Raw genomic sequence first — 22270 nt, 5'->3', positions numbered from 1 at the left:
CAACTGAATTCCCGGGCTCGATTGAAGCCCCTGCCAGGAGCTAAAAATGGCTGCCAAAGACGTAAAATTCTCCCGCGATGCCCGCGAGCGCATGCTGCGCGGTGTCAACATCCTCGCTGACGCGGTGAAGGTCACGCTCGGCCCCAAGGGCCGCAACGTCGTCATCGACAAGTCGTTCGGCGCCCCGCGCATCACCAAGGACGGCGTCACCGTCGCCAAGGAAATCGAGCTTGAAGACAAGTTCGAGAACATGGGCGCGCAGATGGTCCGCGAAGTTGCTTCGAAGACCAACGACATTGCCGGCGACGGCACCACGACCGCGACCGTTCTGGCGCAGTCGATCGTCCAGGAAGGCCACAAGGCCGTTGCCGCCGGCATGAACCCGATGGACCTGAAGCGCGGCATCGATCTGGCCGTGACCGAAGTCGTCTCGGCGCTCGGCAAGGCTGCCAAGAAGATCAAGACCTCCGAGGAAGTTGCCCAGGTCGGCACGATCTCGGCCAATGGCGACGAGTCGGTCGGCAAGATGATCGCGGAAGCGATGCAGAAGGTCGGCAACGAAGGCGTCATCACGGTTGAAGAAGCCAAGACCGCCGAGACCGAACTCGAAGTCGTCGAAGGCATGCAGTTCGACCGCGGCTACCTCTCGCCCTACTTCGTCACCAACGCCGACAAGATGGTTGCCGAACTCGAGGACGTCTACATCCTCCTGCACGAGAAGAAGCTGTCCAACCTCCAGGCCATGCTGCCGGTTCTCGAAGCCGTCGTGCAGACCTCGAAGCCGCTGCTCATCATCTCGGAAGACGTCGAAGGCGAGGCTCTGGCCACGCTGGTCGTCAACAAGCTGCGTGGCGGCCTGAAGATCGCCGCCGTCAAGGCGCCGGGCTTCGGTGATCGCCGCAAGGCCATGCTGGAAGACATCGCCATCCTCACCGGTGGCCAGGTCATCTCGGAAGACCTCGGCATCAAGCTCGAGAACGTCGGCCTCAACATGCTCGGCCGCGCCAAGAAGGTGTCGATCTCCAAGGAGAACACCACCATCGTCGACGGCGCCGGCAAGAAGGCCGAGATCCAGGGCCGCGTTGCCCAGATCAAGCAGCAGATCGAAAAGACCACTTCGGACTACGACAAGGAGAAGCTGCAGGAACGTCTGGCGAAGCTCGCGGGCGGCGTTGCGGTGATCCGCGTCGGCGGTGCGACGGAAGTCGAAGTCAAGGAAAAGAAGGACCGCGTCGATGACGCCCTCAACGCGACCCGCGCGGCCGTCGAAGAAGGCATCGTTGCTGGTGGCGGCGTCGCGCTGCTGCGCGCTTCGGCCAACATCAAGGCCACCGGCGTCAATGCCGACCAGGCCGCCGGCATCAACATCGTTCGTCGTGCGCTGCAGGCTCCGGCCCGCCAGATCGCGGCCAACGCCGGTGCGGAAGCATCGATCGTTGCCGGCAAGATCCTTGAGAACAAGGGCGCGACCTTCGGCTACAACGCCCAGACCGGCGAGTATGGCGACATGATCGCCATGGGTATCGTCGATCCGGTCAAGGTTGTCCGTACGGCTCTTCAGGACGCGGCCTCGGTCGCCGGCCTGCTGGTCACCACCGAAGCCATGATCGCGGAGGCTCCGAAGAAGGAGTCGGCTGGCGGCGGCATGCCTGGCGGCATGGGCGGCGGCGGCATGGGCGGCATGGGCGGCATGGATTTCTAATCCAGCTCTGGCAGCTTTCGCAACGAGAGGGCGGCATCAATGCCGCCCTCTTTTTTTGCGAACCTCGGTCCGATGAACGATCGACGCCAACGCCGGCCATCGGCGTTAGGGCAACCTCAAAAGAACTGTCGAGTTGGTTGCGCGCGGCTTTGCGTCATCAGAGGCGCAAGGCGGTCGCGTGTGAGGATTGCGCGCTCCCATAGGCGGTTTCGGCATGTGCCTCGCCTTCGACATCGACATTGCGGCCAAGCAGGAAATCGGCGGCTTTCGAGGCATGGCTTGCGGCGCGGAAGATGGCGCGGTTGTCCTCGCGCAAAACCGTCAGCCATGAGCCGATGTAGTCGGCATGGCGCACGGTCGGCTCGATGCCGAGACTGCTGCAGATGAAGGCTGATGCGATTTCGGCGACCAGTTCCTCGCGCGCATAGGTGTTGGACCCGAAGGAGCCGGACAGGTCGCGCGCGAGTCGCCTCGGGTGGCCGGTCCAGTGGCCAAGCTCGTGAAAGCAGGTCCGGTAATAGTCGATCTGGTGGAAGAAAGCCGGCTGCGGCGGCACCTGTATGGTGTCGCTGCCGGGCATGTAGAAGGCGCGCTCGCCGCCGACGCGAAAATCAGCGCCGGTTGCATGAATGAGCGCCTCGGCCTGCGGGACCATCTCGCGCTCAGGCAGAGGCTCGCCGGCGGCGTAAAGATGTTCGGGCAGATTATCGCACTGCGCGACATTGAAGACGGTGAAGCGCTTCAGGAAGGGCACCGCCTGCGGTTCGTCGCCATCGGTGTCGGCGCGTTGCTTTTCGTTCTTGGGAACAAAGCGGTCAGCGTGAACGATGGTGGTGCCGTGCTCGCCCTTCCTGACATTGCCGCCAAGCGAAAGCGCCTGCCGGAAGGTGAGCCAGTTCTGGCTGGGGAAACCGCGCTCGATGACCGCGCCCCACAGGATCAGGATATTGATGCCGGAATATCGGCGCTGGGTGGCCGCATTCCGCGGCAGGCCGAGGCCTGTCCTTGCCCTGCCCCACGGCTTGACCCATGGCACGGTGCCGCGCTCCAGTTCGGCAATGATGCGGTCGGTGATTTCCTGATAAAGGCTGGCGCCGGTGCGCCCGCCGCTGTCTGCGCCAGCCTGTCGGCTGCCGCAACGTTTGTTGTTTGCACGCATCGTGATGTCCTCCGCTCTACAATCGCGCGCCCTCCCCGGAAGCGGGGTGGGCGGCAAAAGCGACCGGAAAGGCCCGCCGTCGGAGGCGGACTGCATCAGCAGGACCGGAACGGAGTGGAGGACCCGAAAGCGACAAGCGAAGGGTTGCGGGACGCCGCGGCGGGCCTAGAAGGGAGTGCTGCCCACCCTGCGCCAGGGGGAAGGCCACAATAGAAAGACGCCGGCCGACAGGCCGGCGACCGTCAGCAGCCGAAGGCTGCCCCGCGCCAGGGGGCGATGCCGCAGGGCCAAGACCGCCTGAGCTTGCCGAAGAAAAGCGGGCTCGGTTCACGAGCACCCGGCCAGCGACTTCAGGCGCGGGCGCTCAGGATTGTTGTTGGCGCCCACGGCAGCTGGATGACCGCAACAAGATTACGAGGAGCGACAGCAAAGCCAGCTGCCACAAACGGCACGCTCCGGCAACAACAGCGTGGCCGGTCTACAGATGCTGCCCCGCACGAGAGCCAGCACGCTTTGAGCGCGCATCGGCGATGCAAGCGTTGCAAGCTGGCCATGTCCACAAGGTCGGCGACCACTATATCGCCGACCACCAACGCGGGCGTACCGTCTAAGTGCAGACCTTTCGCGAGTGCGCGGACGCGCGCATTTCATCTGCGATGGCCGGATCTTGCATTCCCGCTTGAGCTGCTCAACGTCAAGGCCTACACGCGCTGCGATCTTGAGAGTGACCCTTCAACTGGGGGAAATCATAAGGGCGCGGTGGAATTCGTCGAACTTTCCCTGTTTTCTCGAGGCGAGTGCGGCGAAGGCTGGGAATTGGGAATCCGGTCCCAGGACCGGGAACTGTTTGATCACAAGCTTCAGATTGGGCTCATGCTTGAAGGCTTTTTGGTAGTTGATATCAGCCAGTCTGCAATGCGGACAGTTGTGGTAGTCATTGAATATGACCAGAACGGCATCGCCTTGCGGGTTGCCGGCGATTGGCGAAGGAGATCGTTGTCGAATGCGCCGCTCCACTTTTGCCTGTCGGTCGACCACGCCTGCCGGTGCAGGTTCGCGCTATATTGGCTCGCCAGCAAGGCGAGGAGTAAAAGAAGAGCTGCGACAGTGATGGCAGTCGGCTTAGACATGAGTCTCCAATCCATGGACGGCGTGGCAGCAACGGCCGCCTTTTTGGTGTAAAATGGGTCAGTTTTGATCGTGCCCCGCAGTTGCTACAGGCGCACAGGTGCCGGTGCGATCTGGCGGTTTCTCAAATACGGCTTTGCGCCATCGGGTCCACCCCAATAGCTGAGCGTCGTTCGCACGGGGAATTGTGTTCACCACGCCGGGCGACTTGACCGTCCACCGCCAGAGCGCTGAACGGTCCGCTAGTGAGGCGCTCCCCGAATCGTCGTTTATCCCGCTCGCCCCGGACCGGGTGACAGCCAGCGTTGCCGCTACGCTGCGGAGAAAAACCGTCAGCGCGTGGCATTCGGACATAAGCTGATCGACGCCAAGAATAAGCCCCACGGAGGTGACCGGTGCGGCCGGAACAAGAAAGAGCGTTGCAGCCATTGTGACGAGGCCTGCACCGGTAATGCGGGTTGTTCCGTTCGAAGGGAACAATGCGACAAACAGCATGAGGATCCGGCAGCCGATCGGGAGATCAGTTTTCGTCGCTTGGGCGATGAAAAGGGCGGCGAGCATCATATTCGTGCCGTCCAGATTGAATGGAATGAGACCCACGACCGAATGCGTGGCGCCGGCCTTTTCCATCTTCTCCATGAGCGAGGCCAGCGCGGCCTCTGAGGAGGACATTGCGAGCAGCAGCTCGTCCTTGATGTATCGGACGAGAGAGAAGAGCGAGCGGCCGTTGTAGCGGCAGACCGCGCCGAACAGGATCGAGAGGAACAGGACCGAGAGGAACAAGACTTGCAGGATGTCGCCTTCCGCGAAGGCACTGGCAATCGTTGACGGGATGATGTTCATCAGGAAGCTGGTCACGGACTGCTCGTGAGCCGTGGCCACATAGCCCTTAACGGCTTCGACATCGAGCGAGGCCGGATCGATGTTGAGGCCGGCGCCAGGCTGAACGATATTCGCGACAATCAGCCCGACAAGGAGTGCTAGCGTCGAGAAGGTAAGGAAATAAACCATCGCCTTGGCGGCAACTCGGCCGACCTTCTGCAGATCGCTCATGCCGGCAATGCCGGTCGCCATTGTCAGGAAGATGACAGGTACGGTGATTATCTTGACGACATCGACGAAGGCATCGCAGAGCGGCTTCAGGCTGTGGCCGGTCTCCAAATGGAAATAGCCGATTGCGGCACCCAGGATTATGGCGGCAAGTACCTGCACGTAGGTCCGGGCAAAATGGCGCTTGCGGGGCGCTAAGATCGCGCGGGGAACTCTTGGAACCAACACCGTCTCTCTCCTTGACCGGATCGGGGTGGGGCTCCTCCCTCTCCCATGCAGTGCTCCGGTCGAACGCTGCGCCCACTTCGGCGCAAACGATGTGCCAAATAGCAAGAGGGGAAAACGCGCAGGACCTCACGCAATGCTTGCGATTCGCTCTCCCACACTCGTGCAGTGGTTGCCTGTCGCAACTATGGAAGGGTCGATTCTGGGAACTCCAAAGGCCGCTCTTTGCGTCGACGCAGCTTGGCTGCCTGGAAGGTTCCCTCTTTGCCTTGCGGTCTGCGAGCTGGGTCCAGATGGTCATCATTTGGCTGCGCGCTGCACGGGGCTCGAAAGATTCAATCGAGGACGGGTCCTCTTGGAAAACGGGGGCAGCGTTGGTCAAGCCCTTCCACCCTGCTGTCCCAATGGTGTTCAGAAGCTCAGTTCACGATCAAGCGATGGATCAGCGTCATCTGGCGTTTGCGCCATCGCGGCGGCGTTGCAACGGGTCTGCCAAAGATGAGCAGGCCGCGAGGCAGGGTCCGAGACCTAGACTCCAACCTCATAGCGCGCTCGGCTCGCGTTCGGAAGGTTCGAACCGCAGCACGATCAGGTGGCGACACCGTTGGTCGGAACCGGAACCCGACGAATGATCGTTCGTGACCGACATCTGTGAACAAGCAGTATGTGTCATTGCAATCACCACCCGTTGCGCGGAAATGCCCATATGGCCGTGAATGAACTGGATTTGGTGATTTTCCAGATGGCGGTGGAAAGCGTCCGCTTGCTCTCTTCAAGCTTTGATGAGAAGGCGGCTGAGATAGCCACGAGGAGCCGTGGTAGCCTTCTTTTTGACGTGCGGGTGGACGGTGACCTGGAGGTCCAGCGAGTCGCAGCCATTGGATATCCAGGCGACAAGATCGGTGTGGTGGCATTGGACCGAGAGGGCCTTGTTAGCTGTTGTTGCCTTGTCAATGGCACCTTCTCACCTTTCATTGCACCGTTGGAGAACTGGACCAGCATGCCCCTTTCGATGCAGGCCCAGATCGATGTCACAGGCTATGCGAGGCTCCTTCTGGCCGCCTTGCGAAATGCTGGACATATGCTGGACAGGTAGCATCGCGATGATGTCTGTGATGAGATGGTGCAAACGGCTGGATGAGGCGATCGCTTGCTGGCAGCTTTGGCAACAAAGCGATCGGTGAGTTCGCAATGCTGGAACACGTCCTTTAGACTCTGCAGTTAAGTTAGCGGACTACCATCTGACGAATGCCCTCTGACAGTCTGCATGGCGCGGCATGCCCTCTTAGGAATGCAGCCGTGGTTCTACACCATCGGCTGTTTTTGTGTCGAAGGCGACGGGCACGCCATGAACGAAGGAAGCGGCCGCCAACAGTTCCTCCAACTCGCGGTCGGTGGCCTTGCATGCCGGCATTAGTGTTCGGATGGCGCGGATCGCCTGCGCCATGGAGAGAAAGCGGACCCTTCCCCTGGAAAGGACATAGGCTTCTGCGGCTTTTTCGACGGTGACGGTGTGAAACGAATTGGTCATGACGAATTCCTCCCTGAACCCTGACCAACCCGACTTATGGCACGAATTCGACCGCCTTCAAGCCTATGTCCGATTGCGGACAATCGCTGCGATTCGTTCAAAACCGCTGATGCTTTTGGGCGACCTGGTGAGGGGCAAGGAGACGTCGGCTGAACCCGTTTCAACCGACATGCTTCAGGCAGCGGCCAGGCCGAAATAACGCTGCTCCTCCTTGTCATAAGCGCCATGTGTGAGCTTTATCAATCCGGCACGGTCGATGATCGTGATCTCGCCGCGCTTGGCGTGCACCAGTCCTCGATACTCAAGCATTTGCAGGGCCGTGGTGACCCCGGGCGGTGGGCGCGAGCATGGTCGCCAGAAATTCATGCGTCGGGAGGATCTTATCTCCTTCCGCACGGTCGTGGACCATCAGCTGCCAGCGGGCCAGCCGTTCTTCGACCTTGGAGTGGCCATTGACCAGTGCCGTCCGGCATGATTGGACGAGGAACGCGTGGGCATAGTCCAGCACTGAGGTGCGAAGCGACGGGCTAATCGCAGGGCGAAGGTTTTCAACCGGCAGGCGCCAGGTAGTGCTTTCCTTTCCGAGAATGACGGCAATTCCTTTCATCCCGTCATAGCCGACAATGCCGACTTCACCTTGCCGCCCGCCGGTCATGGTGGCGACCACCGACGCGATGCCCCTCTCGGGAAAATATACGTTCTTGATCGGCTGATGCGCGACCTCCAACTTGTCCTTGATGCCCGGTTCGACGTGATGCAGCGATGGTCGCAAAAGCGCGAAGTCCTGCGGGGTGAGGGCTTCAGCACCTGGTCGCGAAAGAGGGATCGGGCAAGGCTCTCTTCCAACGGGGCAAGAGCGCGTACGTCTTACTGTCGGCTGCACCGAAGTAAATGCCGGCCGATGCCAAAGCATAGGCTTCGAAACGCGCGATTGCAAAGCCCTGTCGGGGCAGTGCAGTCATGCTAGAAGTCGCGCCGCCTACGATAGGCAGCGGATGACATGATTCCCTTCTGCGGCGGCCACCAAGAACGGCTCGGGCACGCTTTAATCGTTCATACACAAGCTCGCAGGAATGTAAGCAGCGGAACAGTCGGGTGATTCGTACCGCCCTGCCCTTTCAGAGATCAAGTCATTGGACGTCAATTCGGCTGGAACGCCTCGTCGAACGGCCCAGGAAAATGCAGCCGGATGAGCAATGGTGGTTCACCTTATGTGCGGTCCCGGATATGCGGTCCGGCGGCTCATCTCCCAATGGCTTGTCGATGGGGAAGTGGAACTCGTCATGTCGCCGCGAACCGTCACCGCGCTAGCGGGGCTCTTTTGAAGACGCCGGTGTTTTTCTTTGTGGAACTGAATCTGTGAGGTGATTGATGCATGAATCAAACATTTGCGTATTTCCGCTGCATCGGCGACGTATATTGGTCGAAAGTATCGCCCAGGCCCTCGAGACCAAGAACGGCGAGGCGGCGAGCGCGTTCTGGCGCTGTGCCGCCAAGAAAATGCTCATTCAATTGTCCGATGTAGGAATTGCGCCAGAGCTCGCTGCGCAGGAGGTTGGAAGCCTTCTTCATGCGGTCTTGGACGACATGGCCAACCGAACGGTAATGCACAAAGCATAGGCTCGGGCGCTGTTGGACCGCGCGTCAGCTCGGGTCCTTATCGGGGGACTGCTCCGACTGGCCGACGGTCCGGCCAAACCGGCATACCGGCAAAGCTTTGAGGTTGCGATCGCTCACGGCGGCCGGTCCAATATTCTAAGACGACCTCAGAAGCCACGTTGGCTTCTTTGGACGAAGCGGAGGGGCGCCATTTTGGCGTGCTCACGCTGGACTGCGGGTTGCGCCTACGGAAATCCAAAGTCCGGCCGCGCGAGCCAATCGACCGGAACAGTCGAAAGCTCGTGGGGCGGGTCCGCTCACCCTCACGGCGGCGGTGGCGGCCGTGAGCAGACTTAACTCAAGTCACGGCTGAGCATCCGCAGGCGCTATGCCGATTGGATGAGAACTGGTTGCCACAACACCGGCCCGTTGAGGCGTCCCCTCCAGCGGATGCGCAAGAGACTGGCGTAGGAAATATCGAGGAAGCCGGCGACTGCCTCGGTGTTGCCGACCTGCTTGGGCTGTCCGATACGTGACAACGGCCAGGTCGCGAGACGAAGGATCCTTTCGATGCGCGTATCTGTCACCGTTACGATCCCGGAGAGATTGTTGGCCAAGCCGAATTCGATGATCCCCGCGAAGAGCTCGTAGGTTGCTTGGGCCAGGCCGCCAGCTGCCTTCGGCGCTGTCGCAGGGAGATCGAGCGCGAAACGACTACTCTCCCAGATATCGGCACTCGCAGGGACCACCATCTCATCCAGCAGCGTCGGAAACGTATCGCGCAACATTGTCGGTCCGGTGGTCGGCAAAAGGCGGACGCAGCCGCAAGTTCGCCAATCGGACCCCTTGAGAAGCAGGTAGACGGGGTTCAGGCTGTCAAACGAGTCCGTTTCCATTTCGCCTTCGGTCTGCACTTCCCAATCGAGCCGCTTCTTGAAAACCCGATACCTAAGTCCGTGCATTTCCTTGAGTTCGCTCGCAAACTCGGCGTAGCAGTCGGGTGTTATCAGCTGCATCATTGTCGTCTCCGTGCGGGATGTGTCCACGCAATCGAAGGGCAAAGCCGTCATGAATGCAGCCTGTAGACCTTTACAGCTAGACTTGGAGAGGATCAGGATCTCGCCCGAGCAGCCATCCGCACTACGGCCTGGTTGATGGTTCGCACGCCAAGCTTCGCCTTGGCGTTTTCCTGATGGAAGGTCACGGTGCGTTTCGAGACACCGAGAATCTGGCTGATATCCCAGGCCGACTTGCCGCACGCCGCCCATTTCAGGCACTCGAACTCCCGCCGGGTGAGCATTATGCCATCTACCACGCAATCTTCGGCGAGCCTGCGCCGGGCATGGATATGAACGTTGATCGCAACCAGTTGCATTGCTTTTTCGTAGCGCGTCAGCGACCTCAGAAATGGCGGATGCGCCTCGTTGGAGGCGAAGGTCAGTGCGGCGAACCGGCCGCGATGATCATGCATCGACATGGTCAGTCCGCCGCGAATGCCGAACTCAGCTGCTTTTTCCAGGACTTCCTGCTGAGAGGTCGGCAAATAACGGTGATCGCGGTCCACACCCCAGTCGAAGGTATCCCAGCCCCGCAGTCCCCGCAGGATCACGGGATCCACGCTGTGGTAGCGCTGTTGCAGGTAATGTGATGTCCATGATGATGGATAATTCGAGATCAATCGCGGCCTGTCGCCGGAAGCGGATGGGTAGGTGAAATAAGCGAAGAGCGGAAAGTCGAACCCGGCTGCGGCGGACGCCATTGCCTCATGGAGATCGACGGCATCGACGCTTGCAGAGAGTTGCTCGACCAAGGTTTCAAATACGCGATGCATCTGCGCTTAGCGTACCTCGCGGAGGTTGCTGGAAGCCGACGGAGACGTGGTTCTAAATGATGGCCTGTCCCTGCAGGGCATACGACGCGCCGCCGTCATCACCGCAATTGCTGTGCTGCTTCCGATTGGAGAGAGCTCCGCCCACCTGACCAACTACCGATGGGTGATATTGCGACGTTATCGATGAGCCGCGTGTCGCCAAGCCAAGCCGCAGCAAGCAAGCGTGCCGGTCGGTCAAGGCTTGCTAACGATTGCAGGTCTGTTTCTCCGCGAAGCTCCAGGTATTCGAGCTCGCGATAGCCGGCAGCCAGAATTGCTGCACGCGCTTCATCAAGCGTAGGCAGGATGGGGGAGCCGCGTGCAAGCCGCTCGGCCGTATCGAGCAGGACCGATGCTAGTTTTGGGGCAATGGCGCGTTGGGCTGGGGAGAGCCGCACGTTACGCGACGATAGCGCAAGACCATCGGCTTCGCGGACTGTCGGACAGGGCACAATAGTGATCGGAATGTCGAGATCCCGGACCAAGCGCCTGACAAGCTGAAGTTGCTGAAAATCCTTTTCGCCAAAAAAGGCGAAGTCAGCGCCGGCCTGCAGGAAGAGCTTGGCCACGACCGTCGCCACGCCATTGAAATGGCCGAGCCGGAATGCGCCGCAAAGGCATTCGCTGATGCCGGACACTGAAACGGCCGTGGCGAAGCCCACCTGGTACATTTCCTCTGTGTCCGGCACATAGAGCAGATGCGTGCCCAGCAGAGCGAGCTTGGCAGCATCGTCGCTTTCCGTCCGAGGGTAGGCAATCAGGTCGGCGGGGCTGTTGAACTGCTTGGGGTTTACGAACAGCGTCACGATCACCCGCTCGGCCCTTTCGAGCGCCTTCCGCACGAGGCTCAGATGCCCGTCGTGCAAGGCTCCCATGGTCGGCACAATACCGATCGTGGCACCCGAGCGACGCCATTGCGCAACGACGCCGCGCAGCTCGCTCACGGTTCGAGCGATCGGCACGCTCATGTGAAGTCACCGGCCTTCAAGGCGTTGACATAGAGATGTTCGACCGCCGGAAAGTGCCGGTTCCGCATATCGGTGGCGTAAGCGGCGATTGCCGCCTCAGCCTGCTCACCGAGCTCGGCATAGCGTTTGACGAACTTCGGCCGAAATGAGGTGAAGAGCCCGAGCATATCGTGGCTCACCAGAATCTGGCCGTCGCAAGCTGGCGAGGCACCGATGCCGATGGTGGGTATGTCGATATCGGCGGTTATCTGCCGTGCAAGCTGCTCCGGTATCTTTTCCAGCACCAAGGAGAAGGCGCCAGCTTCAGTTACCGCCCTGGCGTCGCGCCTGATCCGCTCTGCATCGGCTCCCCGGCCCTGCACACGATAGCCTCCAAACGTGTTTACCGCCTGCGGCGTCAGGCCCACATGGGCCATGACAGGTACGCCGCGCGCGGTAAGGAAGCGGATGGTTTCCGCGATGGTCTCGCCGCCCTCGATCTTTACCGCTGAACAACCGGTCTCACCCATCACGCGCGCAGCGTTGCCGAAAGCGTGCTCTGGGCTTTCCTCGTAGGAACCGAAGGGCAGGTCGACGACCATCAGCGCGTGTTCAAGGCCGCGGCGAACGGCCTGTCCGTGCATGATCATCATGTCGAGCGTGACCCCCAGCGTCGACGACAGGCCGTGCAGCACCATGCCGACGCTGTCGCCGACAAGAACGATGTCGCAGTGGCGATCGAGCAGCCTCGCGACCGGCGTGGTGTAGGCCGTCAAGCATACAAGTGGCGTCTGGCCTTTTCGCGATCGAATATCTGGAGGAGTCATCCCTTTTATCTCACCAGCCGCGCTCAACCGAGGCCCCTTCCCTTACGTTACCAACAGCGGGTGTCGCGTTTGGCATATTTTTGTGCGACTGCGAAGAGCTAAAAACAGCGCTTGAGTACTCCGGTGTTGACGTGCTGGCTTCCAAGGTTACATTCAATCGATTAAGGCGCTCCGTTGGGCCAACCCGCTTTCGCAAACATGGATCCTCAGACAAGAAGAACCAAGAAAGGCAAAGCCGCCGTCAAAGCTGACGAAGCCAAAGTGGACCTGACTGCCGTCGTGGTCGCCGTAAACGACAGTGAGCCCTGTGTCCTCACAGTCGGTCATGCGGACACCCTCCCTTCTGGACCTTTTGCCCTTGAGCATCGATCACTGCAGTCGGGTTTGAGGGGGTGGGTGGAGCAGCAGACCGGCCATGCACTTGGATACATCGAGCAACTCTACACCTTCGCCGATCGCGATCGCATCGGCACTGAGCGCCACCAGCGCGTCATCTCAATCAGCTATCTCGCATTGACCAGGAAGGAACAGGCAACGAACTCGGCCGCGTGCGGCTGGCAAAGTTGGTACGAATATTTTCCCTGGGAGGACCACCGCTTCGGCACGCCGCCTGTGCTGCTCGATAGATTGCGGCCCCGCCTGATTGAGTGGGCCGGCGGCGCCAGCGAGCCGACCACTCAACGCGAGCGCCGGCAGCGCGCTGCGATAGCCTTCGGCTTCGACGACCGCCATTGGAACGAGGAACTCACGCTCCAACGCTACGAGTTGCTCTATGAAGCTGCTCTGATTGAGGAGGCCGGTGGCGGCAGGGACGCGATTGCGGCCGCGGCTGGCAAACCAATGGTCGCTGACCACCGTCGTATTCTGGCAACCGGGATCGCGCGGCTGCGTTCGAAGATCAAATACCGGCCGGTCGTGTTCGAGCTTATGCGGCCTTCCTTCACGCTGCTGCAACTGCAGCGAACCGTGGAAGCTTTGGCTGGCAGGCTGATCAACAAGCCGAACTTCCGGAGATTGGTCGAGCAGCAGGAACTTGTTGAGGAGACCGGGGAGACCTCCCTCGACACGGGCGGCCGACCGGCGAAGCTTTATCGCTTCCGGCATGCCGTCCTCGACGACAGGGCTATCGCCGGGACAAAATTACCGCTGGCGCGGGCTTGACATACTTATAGTCAAGGTAGATATATTCCCTTATTGTCAAACCGAATATAATCGAGGCGCCAATGACTGGGGCGTTACCTATGGCTGCGTCCTTGTATGAGCGTGTCCGGCGGGTGATCCCACCCGTTGAATGGCCCGCGTTCGCCGGCGATATTGAAGCCATCTTAGCGCTGAAGCGTGAGCGCAATGCGGTGGTGCTGGCGCACAATTACCAGACGCCCGAAATTTTTCATTGCGTGGCAGACATCGTCGGCGACAGCCTGGCGTTGGCCCACAAGGCGGTGACGGTCGACGCCGACATCATCGTGGTTGCCGGCGTTCATTTCATGGCCGAGACGGCAAAACTGCTCAATCCGAACAAGACCGTGCTCATCCCGGATCTCCGCGCCGGCTGCTCGCTGGCCGAATCGATCACGGCAAACGACGTGCGGCTAATGCGGCTGCGGTATCCGGGGGTCCCCGTTGTTACTTACGTCAACACTTCCGCCGCCGTAAAAGCGGAGTCCGACATCTGCTGCACGTCCGGCAACGCCAAGGCGGTGGTGGAATCGCTTGGCGTGGCGCGTGTGCTGATGCTCCCGGACGAATATCTGGCGAGGAACGTGGCAGCCGATACAGACGTCGAGATCATCGCCTGGAAAGGCCATTGCGAGGTGCATGAGCGCTTCACCGCAGCAGACATCCGGGAACTGCGCGATGCCCATCCAGGCGTCATCGTGCTGGCCCATCCAGAATGCCCACCAGACGTTGTCGCGGAGGCGGAGTTCTCCGGCTCGACCGCGGCGATGTCGGATTATGTCGAGCGTGAGAAACCGAAGCGTGTCGTCCTTCTGACCGAATGTTCGATGAGCGACAACGTCGCGGTCGCGCATCCCGACGTCGAGTTCGTTCGCCCATGCAATCTGTGCCCGCACATGAAGCGCATCAACCTGGCCAACATTCGCGCCGCACTCGAGCAGAACCGGCATGAGGTCCGGATTGATCCCGAAATTGCCGGCCCCGCCCGCCGCGCGGTCGAGCGCATGCTTTCCCTATGAGTCTGGAGGTTCGCGAAATCGCGGGGGCGCCGGTCGTCATCGGCGGCGGCATTGCCGGCCTGATGACGGCGCTTCATCTGGCGCCGGAACCGGTCGTGCTTTTGACCAACGCGCCGCTTGGAACCGGAGCCTGCAGTGAACTTGCCCAGGGCGGTCTTGCGGCAAGTCTCGGGGGCGACGACGGCCCAGATTTTCACCTTTGCGACACGATAGCTGCCGGCGACGGACTCTGCGATGAGGCCACGGTGCGGCGAGTGGTACGAGCTGCACCCGAAGCGATTAGGACGATCCAAAGGTTCGGCGTCGACTTCGACCAGCACCCTGACCGCGCGTTGCGACTTGGGCTCGAGGCGGCACACTCGCGACGGCGGATTGTGCATGCAGCCGGCGACGCCACCGGTCGCGAGTTGGTGCGCGCGCTCGTCGCCGCGGTTCGGCGTACAGCCTCGATCACCATTATCGAAAATGTGGAGGTCCGCCGGCTGGTCGTGCAGGACGGGTCGGTCATCGCCGTGGTCGCAGCAGGACGAGCCGGCGCGCTCGCTCTGCCCACGCGTCGCGCGGTGCTGGCGACCGGCGGCGTCGGCGGGCTGTTTTGCGACACGACAAACCCCGCTGGCTCATGGGGTCACGGGCTGGCGCTCGCCGCATGGGCGGGGGCGGAACTCGCCGACTTGGAATTCATACAGTTCCATCCAACTGCGCTCGACGGTCCGCGCCGGCCGATGCCGCTGGTGAGCGAAGCCGTGCGTGGCGAAGGCGCGGTGCTCATCGATGAGCGAGGAGAGCGCTTCCTCGCCGACACACCTGGCGGTGAACTTGCGCCTCGCGACGTCGTAGCGCGCGCCATTTGGCACCAGCTTGCCGTTGGACGCCGCGTATTCCTGGACGCACGGCAAAGTCTCGGCCCGAGATTTGGCAAGCGTTTTCCAGGCATCGCCGAATTGTGCCGGAGCGCAGGAATCGACCCAGCGACCGACCTGATCCCGGTGCGCCCGGCGGCACATTATCACATGGGCGGCGTCGCCGTAGACAGCGCCGGCCGCAGCTCCATCGAGGGATTGTGGGCCTGCGGTGAGGTGGCCTGTACCGGCCTGCACGGCGCCAACCGCCTGGCCAGCAACTCGCTCACCGAAGCGGCGGTCACCGCGAGCTGGGTTGCCGAAAGCGTTGCCGGCACGTCGTATACCCGGCGACCGCGCAGATGCTCCACATTCGTCCCTCCACGACCAGACGCTTCCGTGGTCCGCCCGATTGTCTCCGCCGCCCTGGGTATCATCCGCGACGGCGAGGCAATGCGCGAAGCGGTGGCGACCCTGCTGCCGATCGCAGCCAATAGTGTCGCTGCCTCTGGTCCGGCTTTGGTCTCACTGATGATCGCCGCGGCGGCCCTGAGGCGGGAAGAGAGTCGAGGCGCGCACTGTCGGTCCGATTTCCCGCTCCACGATGCCAACGTGCGCCCATCACGGCTGACACTGCACAGCGCAATGCGGGCCGCGGCCGCACTCGATTGCCGGGCTACCATACGGAGCACTTGATATGACTTCATTCTCCCCCCTCCCCGCGACCCTGATCGAACCGATTGTGCGCGTTGCGCTCCTCGAAGACCTGGGCAGATCCGGCGACCTGACCACCGATGCGGTTATCCCGTATGATTGCACTGCCACGTTGGTGCTCAAAGCGAGGCAGGCGGGCGTCGTTGCCGGGCTCGATCTGGTCTCGTATGCCTTCCTTCTCGTGGAACCGGCGATCAACATCCAGATCTGGCGCCCTGATGGCAGCGAGGTTGGGGCCGGGGAAACCATTGCAAGATTGTCCGGACCCGCACGAGGCCTGCTCACGGCCGAACGCACGGCCCTCAATTTCTTATGCCGGCTGAGCGGCATTGCCACTGCCACAGCGGCCATGGTTGAGGCCGTGCGCGGTCACAAGGCGAGGATTGTATCGACGCGAAAGACGACGCCCGGGCTGCGGGCATTGGAGAAATACGCCGTGCGCGTCGGCGGCGGTGCCAATCACCGGTTCGGCCTCGATGACGGCGTGCTCATAAAGGACAACCACATCGCGATCGCCGGCGATATGCGCACAGCAATAGAGCGGGCGCGCGCCGCAGCAGGGCATATGGTGAAGGTCGAGGTCGAGGTCGACACGCTGAAGCAGCTCGATGCAGCGCTCGCGATTGGTGTTGACGCGGTGCTGCTCGACAATATGTCGGTCGAGGATCTTGCCCGCGCGGTTTCTATAGTGGATGGCCGTACGATCACCGAGGCGTCCGGTCGGGTGATGCCGAAAACGGCGGCGGCGATTGCGGCGACCGGTGTCGATCTCATCTCCATGGGTTGGCTGACGCACAGCGCCCCGATCCTCGACATCGGCCTGGACATGCCGGACCACCAGAACATCTGCAAGCACTTGAACTGAGGATTACGGCGTGAGGAGCAACATCAGCTCGGCAGGCGTAGGAGGTGCTGGAAAGACGTGCCGCAGCTCGCCTTTAGCGAGTGCGCCCCAAAGCCAAGAAGGCGTACCGGACTAGCAAACAAAGGTTTGACGATGACGATTGGAATGAACTCGGAGTTCGACGTGAACCAGACCATGCAATCGGTCGACGGAACGCCTCCGCGATGGAACCGCAAAGAGGCCGAGGCCATCTACGGCATGCCATTCAACGATCTGCTGTTCCTGGCTCAGACGATCCACCGCCAGAACTTCGATCGAAACCGAGTGCAGCTGTCGCGGCTCCTTAGCATCAAGACCGGCGGGTGCCCCGAAGATTGCGGCTATTGCAGCCAGTCTGCGCATTACGAAACCGGTGTGAAGGCGTCGAAGCTGGTGGACGTCAAGCATGTCATCGACGAAGCGGCCAAGGCGCGTGATGGCGGCGCAACGCGCTATTGCATGGGCGCGGCGTGGCGAAGTCCCAAGGAGCGCGACATGGACGTTGTGGTCGCCATGATTGAGGGCGTCAAGGCCCTCGGCATGGAGACCTGCATGACGCTCGGCATGCTCGATCTTGAGCAAGCTGCTCGCCTGAAGCAGGCCGGTCTCGACTACTATAACCACAACATCGATACCTCTGAGCGCTACTATGGCGAGGTTATTTCAACCAGGACTTTTGCCGACCGGCTGAAAACGCTTGGGCACGTGCGCGCGGTTGGGATGAAAGTCTGCTGCGGCGGCATTGTCGGGATGGGAGAAGAAAAGACCGATCGCATCGACATGCTGGTCACGCTCGCGAACCTGCCCGAGCCGCCGGAAAGCGTGCCGATCAACATGCTTATTCCCATCGAAGGCACGCCGCTTGCCGCGGCCGACGCCATCGATCCGATCGATTTCGTCCGCATCGTTGCGCTCGCGCGGGTGATGATGCCGAAATCCTATGTAAGGCTGTCCGCCGGCAGGACGGCGATGAGCGACGAAACGCAGGCGCTGTGCTTCTTTGCCGGCGCCAATTCGATCTTTGTCGGCGACACGCTGCTGACGGCGGGAAATCCCGGCGAGGACAAGGATACCCTTCTGTTCCGGCGCCTCGGCATTGAGCCTATGGAACTCGCCACGCAATGAAGGAGGCAATTCTTGCCCGCTATGACGCAACCTTGCGGGGACTGGGGCGCAAGGACCGGTTGCGGACGCTCGCACCGCGCGCCGGGCTCGACTTCTCGTCGAACGACTATATCGGACTTGCCGCCTCCAAAAGACTGGGCGATGCGGTTTCGACGGCGATTGCGCGGGGCACGCCAGTGGGCGCCACCGGATCGCGGCTGTTGCGCGGCAATGCACCGGAACATGAGCAACTGGAGGCGGACGCAGCGGCATTTTTCGGAGCCGAGCGTGCACTGTTCTTCGGCAGCGGCTATATCGCCAACTTCGCTCTGCTGACGGCCCTGCCGCAGAAAGGCGACCTGCTGGTCCTCGACGAGCTCGCTCATGCCAGCATGCATGAGGGTGCCCAGGCCGGGCGCGCTGAGTTCAAGCTGGCCGCGCACAACGACGTCGACGCTGTCGAGGACGCAATCACCCGCTGGCGCGCCGAAGGCGGCATGGGGCGGGTGTGGATCGCCTTCGAAAGCCTTTACAGCATGGATGGCGACCGTGCGCCGATGGAGAGCCTGGTCGCGCTGGCTGATCGGTACCAGGCATTCATCGTCGTCGATGAAGCGCATGCCACCGGCGTCTGGGGACCGGACGGCCGGGGACTGGCCGCCGCGTATGAAGGCCGCGACAACATCGTCACGCTCCACACATGCGGCAAGGCGCTTGGCGCATCCGGCGCGCTCGTTACCGGACCGCGAACACTGTGCGACTATCTTATCAACCGGTGCCGGCCATTCATCTATGCGACCGCACCATCGCCGCTGATGGCAGTCGCGGCACGTGAGGCGCTGACTATTCTGTCTGACGAGCCTATGCGTCGTGCTCAGTTGCACGAGCGTGTCGCTTTCGCGAGCCGGCAATTGGCCGAACGCTGCGGCGTGATGCCCAGCGGCTCGCAGATCCAGCCGCTTGTGATCGGCGATAACAGCCGCACCATGGCGGTGGCGGCAGGACTGCAGGCACGCGGCTTCGACATACGCGGCATTCGCCCGCCGACAGTGCCTGAGGGTACGTCGCGCCTGCGCATTTCGCTGACTCTCAACGTCGACGAAGCCGACATTTCCGCCATGGTCGAGGCTCTCGTCGGAGTGTTGGCCACAGCATGACCAAACGCATCGTCGTCACCGGAACAGACACTGGAATTGGCAAGACAGTGTTTTCGGCCGGACTTGCCGGGCTGCTCGACGGCTTCTACTGGAAGCCGGTGCAATCGGGCCTCAACGAGGAGACCGACAGCGAGGTCGTCGCCCGGCTTTCCGGCTTGCCCGACGGACGCGTGCTGCCCGAAGTCTATCGACTGACGATGCCGCTGTCGCCGCATCGATCAGCCGAAATCGACGGCGTCGCGATCGAGGCCGACGATCTTTCATTTCCGGTCCTGCCGACACCGCTCGTCATCGAAGGCGCCGGCGGGCTGATGGTGCCGCTCAATCGACAGACAAGGTTCATTGACATATTCGAACAATGGCGGCTGCCGGTCATACTGTGCGCCCGCACCGCGCTTGGCACCATCAATCATACGCTGTTGTCGATCGAGGCCCTGAGAGCCCGCTCCATCCCGCTCATCGGCATTGCCTTCATTGGCGAAGAGGTGGCCGATACACAAAGGACAATCGTGGAATTCGGCGGCGTGCCGCAGCTGGGCAGGCTGCCGCACCTCGGTCCGCTGACGGGTGAAACGTTGAGAGATGCAATGATTTCCGGCTTCGACCTGGCCATGATTGCCGGAGGCGACTGATGGCGGAGTCTCGAGTCTGGCATCCGTTCACGCAGCACGCGCTAGAGCCCTCGCTCCCTGAAATCGTGCTGACTGAAGGCGCCTATCTCCACAAGGCCGACGGCTTCCGCATCCTCGATGCGATTTCTTCCTGGTGGGTCGTCACCCATGGCCATCGCCACCCCCGCATCATGAAGGCCATCGAGACGACCGCCTCGAGCCTCGACCAGATCATCTTCGCGGGCTTCACCCACGAGCCGGCCGAACGGCTGGCCGAGGCGCTTGTAGGCATCGCACCCGCCGGCCTCCACCGGGTGTTCTATTCCGACAGTGGCTCGACCTCAGTCGAAGTCGCGCTGAAGATGGCGCTCGGCTATTTCCGTAACATCGGCGCGTCGCGTTCGCGCATCGCCGTCATGGAGCACAGCTATCATGGCGACACCATCGGCACGATGAGCGTCGGCGCCCGTGGCGTCTTCAACGCCGCCTATGAGCCTTTGCTGTTCGAGGTCGACACCATCCCCTTCCCGGCCGCCGGGCGCGAGCAGGAAACGCTGGATCGGTTCGAGGCCGTTAGCCGCGACCGGCGCGCAGCCGCGCTGATCGTCGAGCCGCTGGTGCTTGGCGCCGGCGGCATGCTGATGTATCCGGCCTGGGTTCTTGCCGAATTGAAGAGGATCGCCGAAGCCTCCGGCACGCTCGTGATCGCCGATGAAGTGATGACCGGCTGGGGGCGCACCGGAACCATGTTTGCCTGCGAACAGGCGTCCGTCTCGCCCGACATCTTGTGCACCTCGAAAGGTCTGACCGGTGGTACCATCCCGCTGGCCGCCACGATCGCCACCGATGCCATCTTCCACGCTCACTTTTCGGAGGATCGCAAGAAGACGTTTTTCCATTCGAGCTCCTACACCGCCAATCCGATCGCCTGCGCGGCAGCACTTGCCAATGTCGAGATCTGGCGTGACGAGCCGGTGGCCGAGCGGATCGCGGTCTTGAGCGCGAGGCAGGCCGCGGGGCTGCAACGCTTCCGGGACAATCCATATTTCACCGACTGCCGGACAACCGGCACCATCGCGGCACTCGACCTACGCACCGGCTCAGCCGGTTATCTGGCCGAGATCGGGCCAAAACTGCGCGCTTTTTTCCTTGAGCGCGGCCTGTTGGTGCGCCCGCTCGGCAATGTCCTCTATCTTCTGCCGCCCTATTGCATCACCAGCGACGAATTGGACGGGCTCTATGACGCGATAGAGGAGGCCGGCGAACGCTTCGGCTCGCGGCCATGAACCTATCGTCGCGCGTTCTCGGCTTCGGCCATCATGCGCCGACGCGCAAGGTCGAGAACCCGGAAATCGAAGACCGGCTCGGGCTTGAGCCCGGCTGGATCGAGCGGCGCACCGGAATTCGCTCGCGCTTCTGGGCAACAGACGAAGACACGCTGTCGGGCCTTGCCGCCTCTGCCGGCGACATGGCGCTGACCAATGCCGGTATCGACCGCGGCGACGTCGGTCTACTCTTGCTCGCCACGTCGACGCCCGATCACCTTCTGCCGCCAAGCGCGCCGCTGGTCGCACATCGGCTGGGGCTAGGCCGCGCCGGAGCGATCGACCTGACCGGCGCCTGCGCCGGCTTCATCTATGCGCTGATGTTCGCCGACGGGTTCACCCGCCTGCACGGCAAAGCGAGCCTTGTCATCGCCGCCAACATCCTCAGCCACCGCATCAATTTGGCCGAGCGCGCCAGCGCCGTGCTGTTTGCCGATGCCGCCGGCGCCATGGTGATCAGTCCTTGCGATGACCCGGATCGAGGCATTCTCGGCGCTTCGGTGGATTCCGACGGCTCGCGCTACGGGCTAATCCAGATTCCCGCCGGGGGAAGCAACACTCCGTTCCATGCCGACCTCGACCTCGCGCAGACACGGATGACGATCACTGACGGCCGTGAAGTATTCAGCAAGGCCGTGGAGATGATGACCGCCTGCTCGAGAGATGCGCTCACTGCTGCCCGACTGAGGCCGCAAGACCTCGATCGTTTCGTGCCGCATCAGGCCAATGCGCGCATTTTCGACGCGGTCGGCAGGAACCTCGGCATCGCTGATCACTCGATCGTCAAGACGATCGCCGAATATGGCAACTCTTCCGCCGCGACGATCCCGCTCTCATTGTCGCTGGCCCATCGGGCGCAGCCGTTTCGGCCTGGCGAGAAAGTCCTCTTGGCGGCAGCGGGTGCGGGTCTCAGCGGCGGCGCGCTTGTGGTGGGAATTTAGCAAAGCAATGCTTGCGCACAGGACTGCTCATGAATGAGACTATGAGAATGGCTCAATACGCAAATAGTCGCCGGCAAGCTCCATAGAGCTGGGGTCCGTGCGGTGCTCCGCGATGTCTAAGTATCGACCCGCTTGCTCAAATCGCAGCGCTCATCGAAGGCCAGCAATACCTCATGCAGAGCGAAAATCCCCAACCGCCCGTTTCAAAGACGCTCGCCCCATTTCGAAACAAGGTGTTTCGCTCAATTTGGGCGGCCACCCAGATTTCCAGCCTCGGTTGGCTAGTGCAAACGGTCGCCATCAGTTGGCTTATGGCAACGATTTCAGCGTCCGACCTCATGGTGGCACTCGTCCAGGCCGCATCCACATTGCCGGTGTTCTTCCTCTCAGTTTTCGCCGGAGCCATTGCCGACAACTTCAGCCGCCGGTGGGTGATGTTTGCGGGACACTGCCTGAT

At 61.7% G+C, this 22270-nt stretch carries 23 protein-coding genes; 13 read left to right on the top strand and 10 right to left on the bottom strand.

What is annotated here, in order from left to right:
- Positions 1-46 precede the first annotated feature (46 nt).
- Entirely contained in the window at positions 47-1702 is a 1656-nt protein-coding gene (gene groL, locus EN949_RS13560; protein WP_127371708.1) for a chaperonin GroEL, read from the top strand.
- A 157-nt stretch (positions 1703-1859) separates the two neighbouring features.
- On the opposite strand, the gene EN949_RS13555 is transcribed toward groL, so the two are convergent.
- From EN949_RS13555 to EN949_RS13545, 3 genes are all read right to left on the bottom strand, one after another.
- Positions 1860-2861 (bottom strand): zincin-like metallopeptidase domain-containing protein, encoded by a 1002-nt coding sequence (locus tag EN949_RS13555; RefSeq protein ID WP_063169241.1) that lies wholly within the window; start codon positions 2859-2861, stop codon positions 1860-1862.
- 732 nt (positions 2862-3593) lie between these two features.
- On the bottom strand, positions 3594-3878 hold the full coding sequence (locus EN949_RS36535; protein WP_224570942.1) for a thioredoxin domain-containing protein: 285 nt from the start codon (positions 3876-3878) through the stop codon (positions 3594-3596).
- Between the two features lie 171 nt (positions 3879-4049).
- Positions 4050-5264 (bottom strand): cation:dicarboxylase symporter family transporter, encoded by a 1215-nt coding sequence (locus EN949_RS13545; protein WP_210326676.1) that lies wholly within the window; start codon positions 5262-5264, stop codon positions 4050-4052.
- Positions 5265-5970: 706 nt separating this feature from the next.
- On the opposite strand from EN949_RS13545, the gene EN949_RS13540 reads away from it, so the two are divergent.
- The gene (locus tag EN949_RS13540; protein WP_024505560.1) at positions 5971-6360 is read left to right on the top strand and encodes a hypothetical protein; all 390 of its coding nucleotides are present in this window, start codon (positions 5971-5973) and stop codon (positions 6358-6360) included.
- 189 nt (positions 6361-6549) lie between these two features.
- Here EN949_RS13540 and EN949_RS13535 read toward each other — a convergent pair whose 3' ends face one another.
- The 3 genes from EN949_RS13535 to EN949_RS13530 form a co-directional block, all read right to left on the bottom strand.
- The gene (locus EN949_RS13535; protein ID WP_063169243.1) at positions 6550-6795 is read right to left on the bottom strand and encodes a hypothetical protein; all 246 of its coding nucleotides are present in this window, start codon (positions 6793-6795) and stop codon (positions 6550-6552) included.
- 174 nt (positions 6796-6969) lie between these two features.
- Entirely contained in the window at positions 6970-7104 is a 135-nt protein-coding gene (locus EN949_RS37105) for a hypothetical protein (RefSeq protein ID WP_256754986.1), read from the bottom strand.
- The gene (locus EN949_RS13530) at positions 7097-7567 is read right to left on the bottom strand and encodes a hypothetical protein (protein WP_224570941.1); all 471 of its coding nucleotides are present in this window, start codon (positions 7565-7567) and stop codon (positions 7097-7099) included. The genes EN949_RS37105 and EN949_RS13530 overlap by 8 nt, the downstream gene beginning before the upstream one ends.
- Positions 7568-8166: 599 nt before the next feature.
- Here EN949_RS13530 and EN949_RS36530 point away from each other — a divergent pair.
- Positions 8167-8415 carry a DUF6074 family protein gene (locus EN949_RS36530; protein ID WP_063169245.1) on the top strand — a complete coding sequence of 83 codons (249 nt, stop codon included), beginning with the start codon at positions 8167-8169 and terminating at the stop codon, positions 8413-8415.
- Between the two features lie 365 nt (positions 8416-8780).
- Here EN949_RS36530 and EN949_RS13520 read toward each other — a convergent pair whose 3' ends face one another.
- The 4 genes from EN949_RS13520 to panB all read right to left on the bottom strand — a co-directional run bounded on the left by EN949_RS13520 (position 8781) and on the right by panB (position 12065).
- Positions 8781-9413: an acyl-homoserine-lactone synthase gene (locus EN949_RS13520; protein ID WP_063169246.1), complete on the bottom strand. Its 633-nt coding sequence runs from the start codon at positions 9411-9413 to the stop codon at positions 8781-8783.
- Between the two features lie 92 nt (positions 9414-9505).
- Positions 9506-10225 (bottom strand): LuxR family transcriptional regulator, encoded by a 720-nt coding sequence (locus tag EN949_RS13515; RefSeq protein WP_063169247.1) that lies wholly within the window; start codon positions 10223-10225, stop codon positions 9506-9508.
- Positions 10226-10323: 98 nt separating this feature from the next.
- Entirely contained in the window at positions 10324-11232 is a 909-nt protein-coding gene (gene panC, locus EN949_RS13510) for a pantoate--beta-alanine ligase (RefSeq protein ID WP_063169248.1), read from the bottom strand.
- Entirely contained in the window at positions 11229-12065 is an 837-nt protein-coding gene (panB, locus tag EN949_RS13505; RefSeq protein ID WP_063169249.1) for a 3-methyl-2-oxobutanoate hydroxymethyltransferase, read from the bottom strand. The genes panC and panB overlap by 4 nt, the downstream gene beginning before the upstream one ends.
- Positions 12066-12236: 171 nt before the next feature.
- Here panB and EN949_RS13500 point away from each other — a divergent pair, with 171 nt between their 5' ends.
- The 10 genes from EN949_RS13500 to EN949_RS13455 form a co-directional block, all read left to right on the top strand.
- Positions 12237-13199: a membrane protein gene (locus EN949_RS13500; protein ID WP_024505567.1), complete on the top strand. Its 963-nt coding sequence runs from the start codon at positions 12237-12239 to the stop codon at positions 13197-13199.
- A gap of 62 nt (positions 13200-13261) precedes the next feature.
- Entirely contained in the window at positions 13262-14236 is a 975-nt protein-coding gene (gene nadA, locus EN949_RS13495) for a quinolinate synthase NadA (protein WP_063169250.1), read from the top strand.
- The gene (locus EN949_RS13490) at positions 14233-15774 is read left to right on the top strand and encodes an L-aspartate oxidase (RefSeq protein ID WP_063169251.1); all 1542 of its coding nucleotides are present in this window, start codon (positions 14233-14235) and stop codon (positions 15772-15774) included. Before nadA ends, EN949_RS13490 begins: the two co-directional genes overlap by 4 nt.
- A gap of 1 nt (position 15775) precedes the next feature.
- The gene (nadC, locus tag EN949_RS13485) at positions 15776-16657 is read left to right on the top strand and encodes a carboxylating nicotinate-nucleotide diphosphorylase (RefSeq protein WP_063169252.1); all 882 of its coding nucleotides are present in this window, start codon (positions 15776-15778) and stop codon (positions 16655-16657) included.
- Between the two features lie 174 nt (positions 16658-16831).
- The gene (gene bioB, locus EN949_RS13480) at positions 16832-17800 is read left to right on the top strand and encodes a biotin synthase BioB (protein ID WP_224570943.1); all 969 of its coding nucleotides are present in this window, start codon (positions 16832-16834) and stop codon (positions 17798-17800) included.
- Positions 17797-18936 (top strand): 8-amino-7-oxononanoate synthase, encoded by a 1140-nt coding sequence (locus tag EN949_RS13475; protein ID WP_024505572.1) that lies wholly within the window; start codon positions 17797-17799, stop codon positions 18934-18936. Before bioB ends, EN949_RS13475 begins: the two co-directional genes overlap by 4 nt.
- The gene (gene bioD, locus EN949_RS13470) at positions 18933-19568 is read left to right on the top strand and encodes a dethiobiotin synthase (protein ID WP_063169254.1); all 636 of its coding nucleotides are present in this window, start codon (positions 18933-18935) and stop codon (positions 19566-19568) included. Before EN949_RS13475 ends, bioD begins: the two co-directional genes overlap by 4 nt.
- Positions 19568-20833 carry an adenosylmethionine--8-amino-7-oxononanoate transaminase gene (locus EN949_RS13465; RefSeq protein WP_063169255.1) on the top strand — a complete coding sequence of 422 codons (1266 nt, stop codon included), beginning with the start codon at positions 19568-19570 and terminating at the stop codon, positions 20831-20833. The genes bioD and EN949_RS13465 overlap by 1 nt, the downstream gene beginning before the upstream one ends.
- Positions 20830-21813: a beta-ketoacyl-ACP synthase III gene (locus EN949_RS13460; protein ID WP_063169256.1), complete on the top strand. Its 984-nt coding sequence runs from the start codon at positions 20830-20832 to the stop codon at positions 21811-21813. Before EN949_RS13465 ends, EN949_RS13460 begins: the two co-directional genes overlap by 4 nt.
- Before the next feature lie 173 nt (positions 21814-21986).
- The coding region (locus EN949_RS13455) for an MFS transporter (protein WP_206534948.1) at positions 21987-22270 on the top strand (284 nt) is incomplete at its 3' end.

The sequence above is a fragment of the Mesorhizobium sp. M7A.F.Ca.US.007.01.2.1 genome (assembly GCF_003998165.1).
GTDB lineage: Bacteria > Pseudomonadota > Alphaproteobacteria > Rhizobiales > Rhizobiaceae > Mesorhizobium > Mesorhizobium ciceri.
Note: the sequence above shows the minus strand (reverse complement) of the source record. Positions and strands in the feature narration are given on the sequence as shown.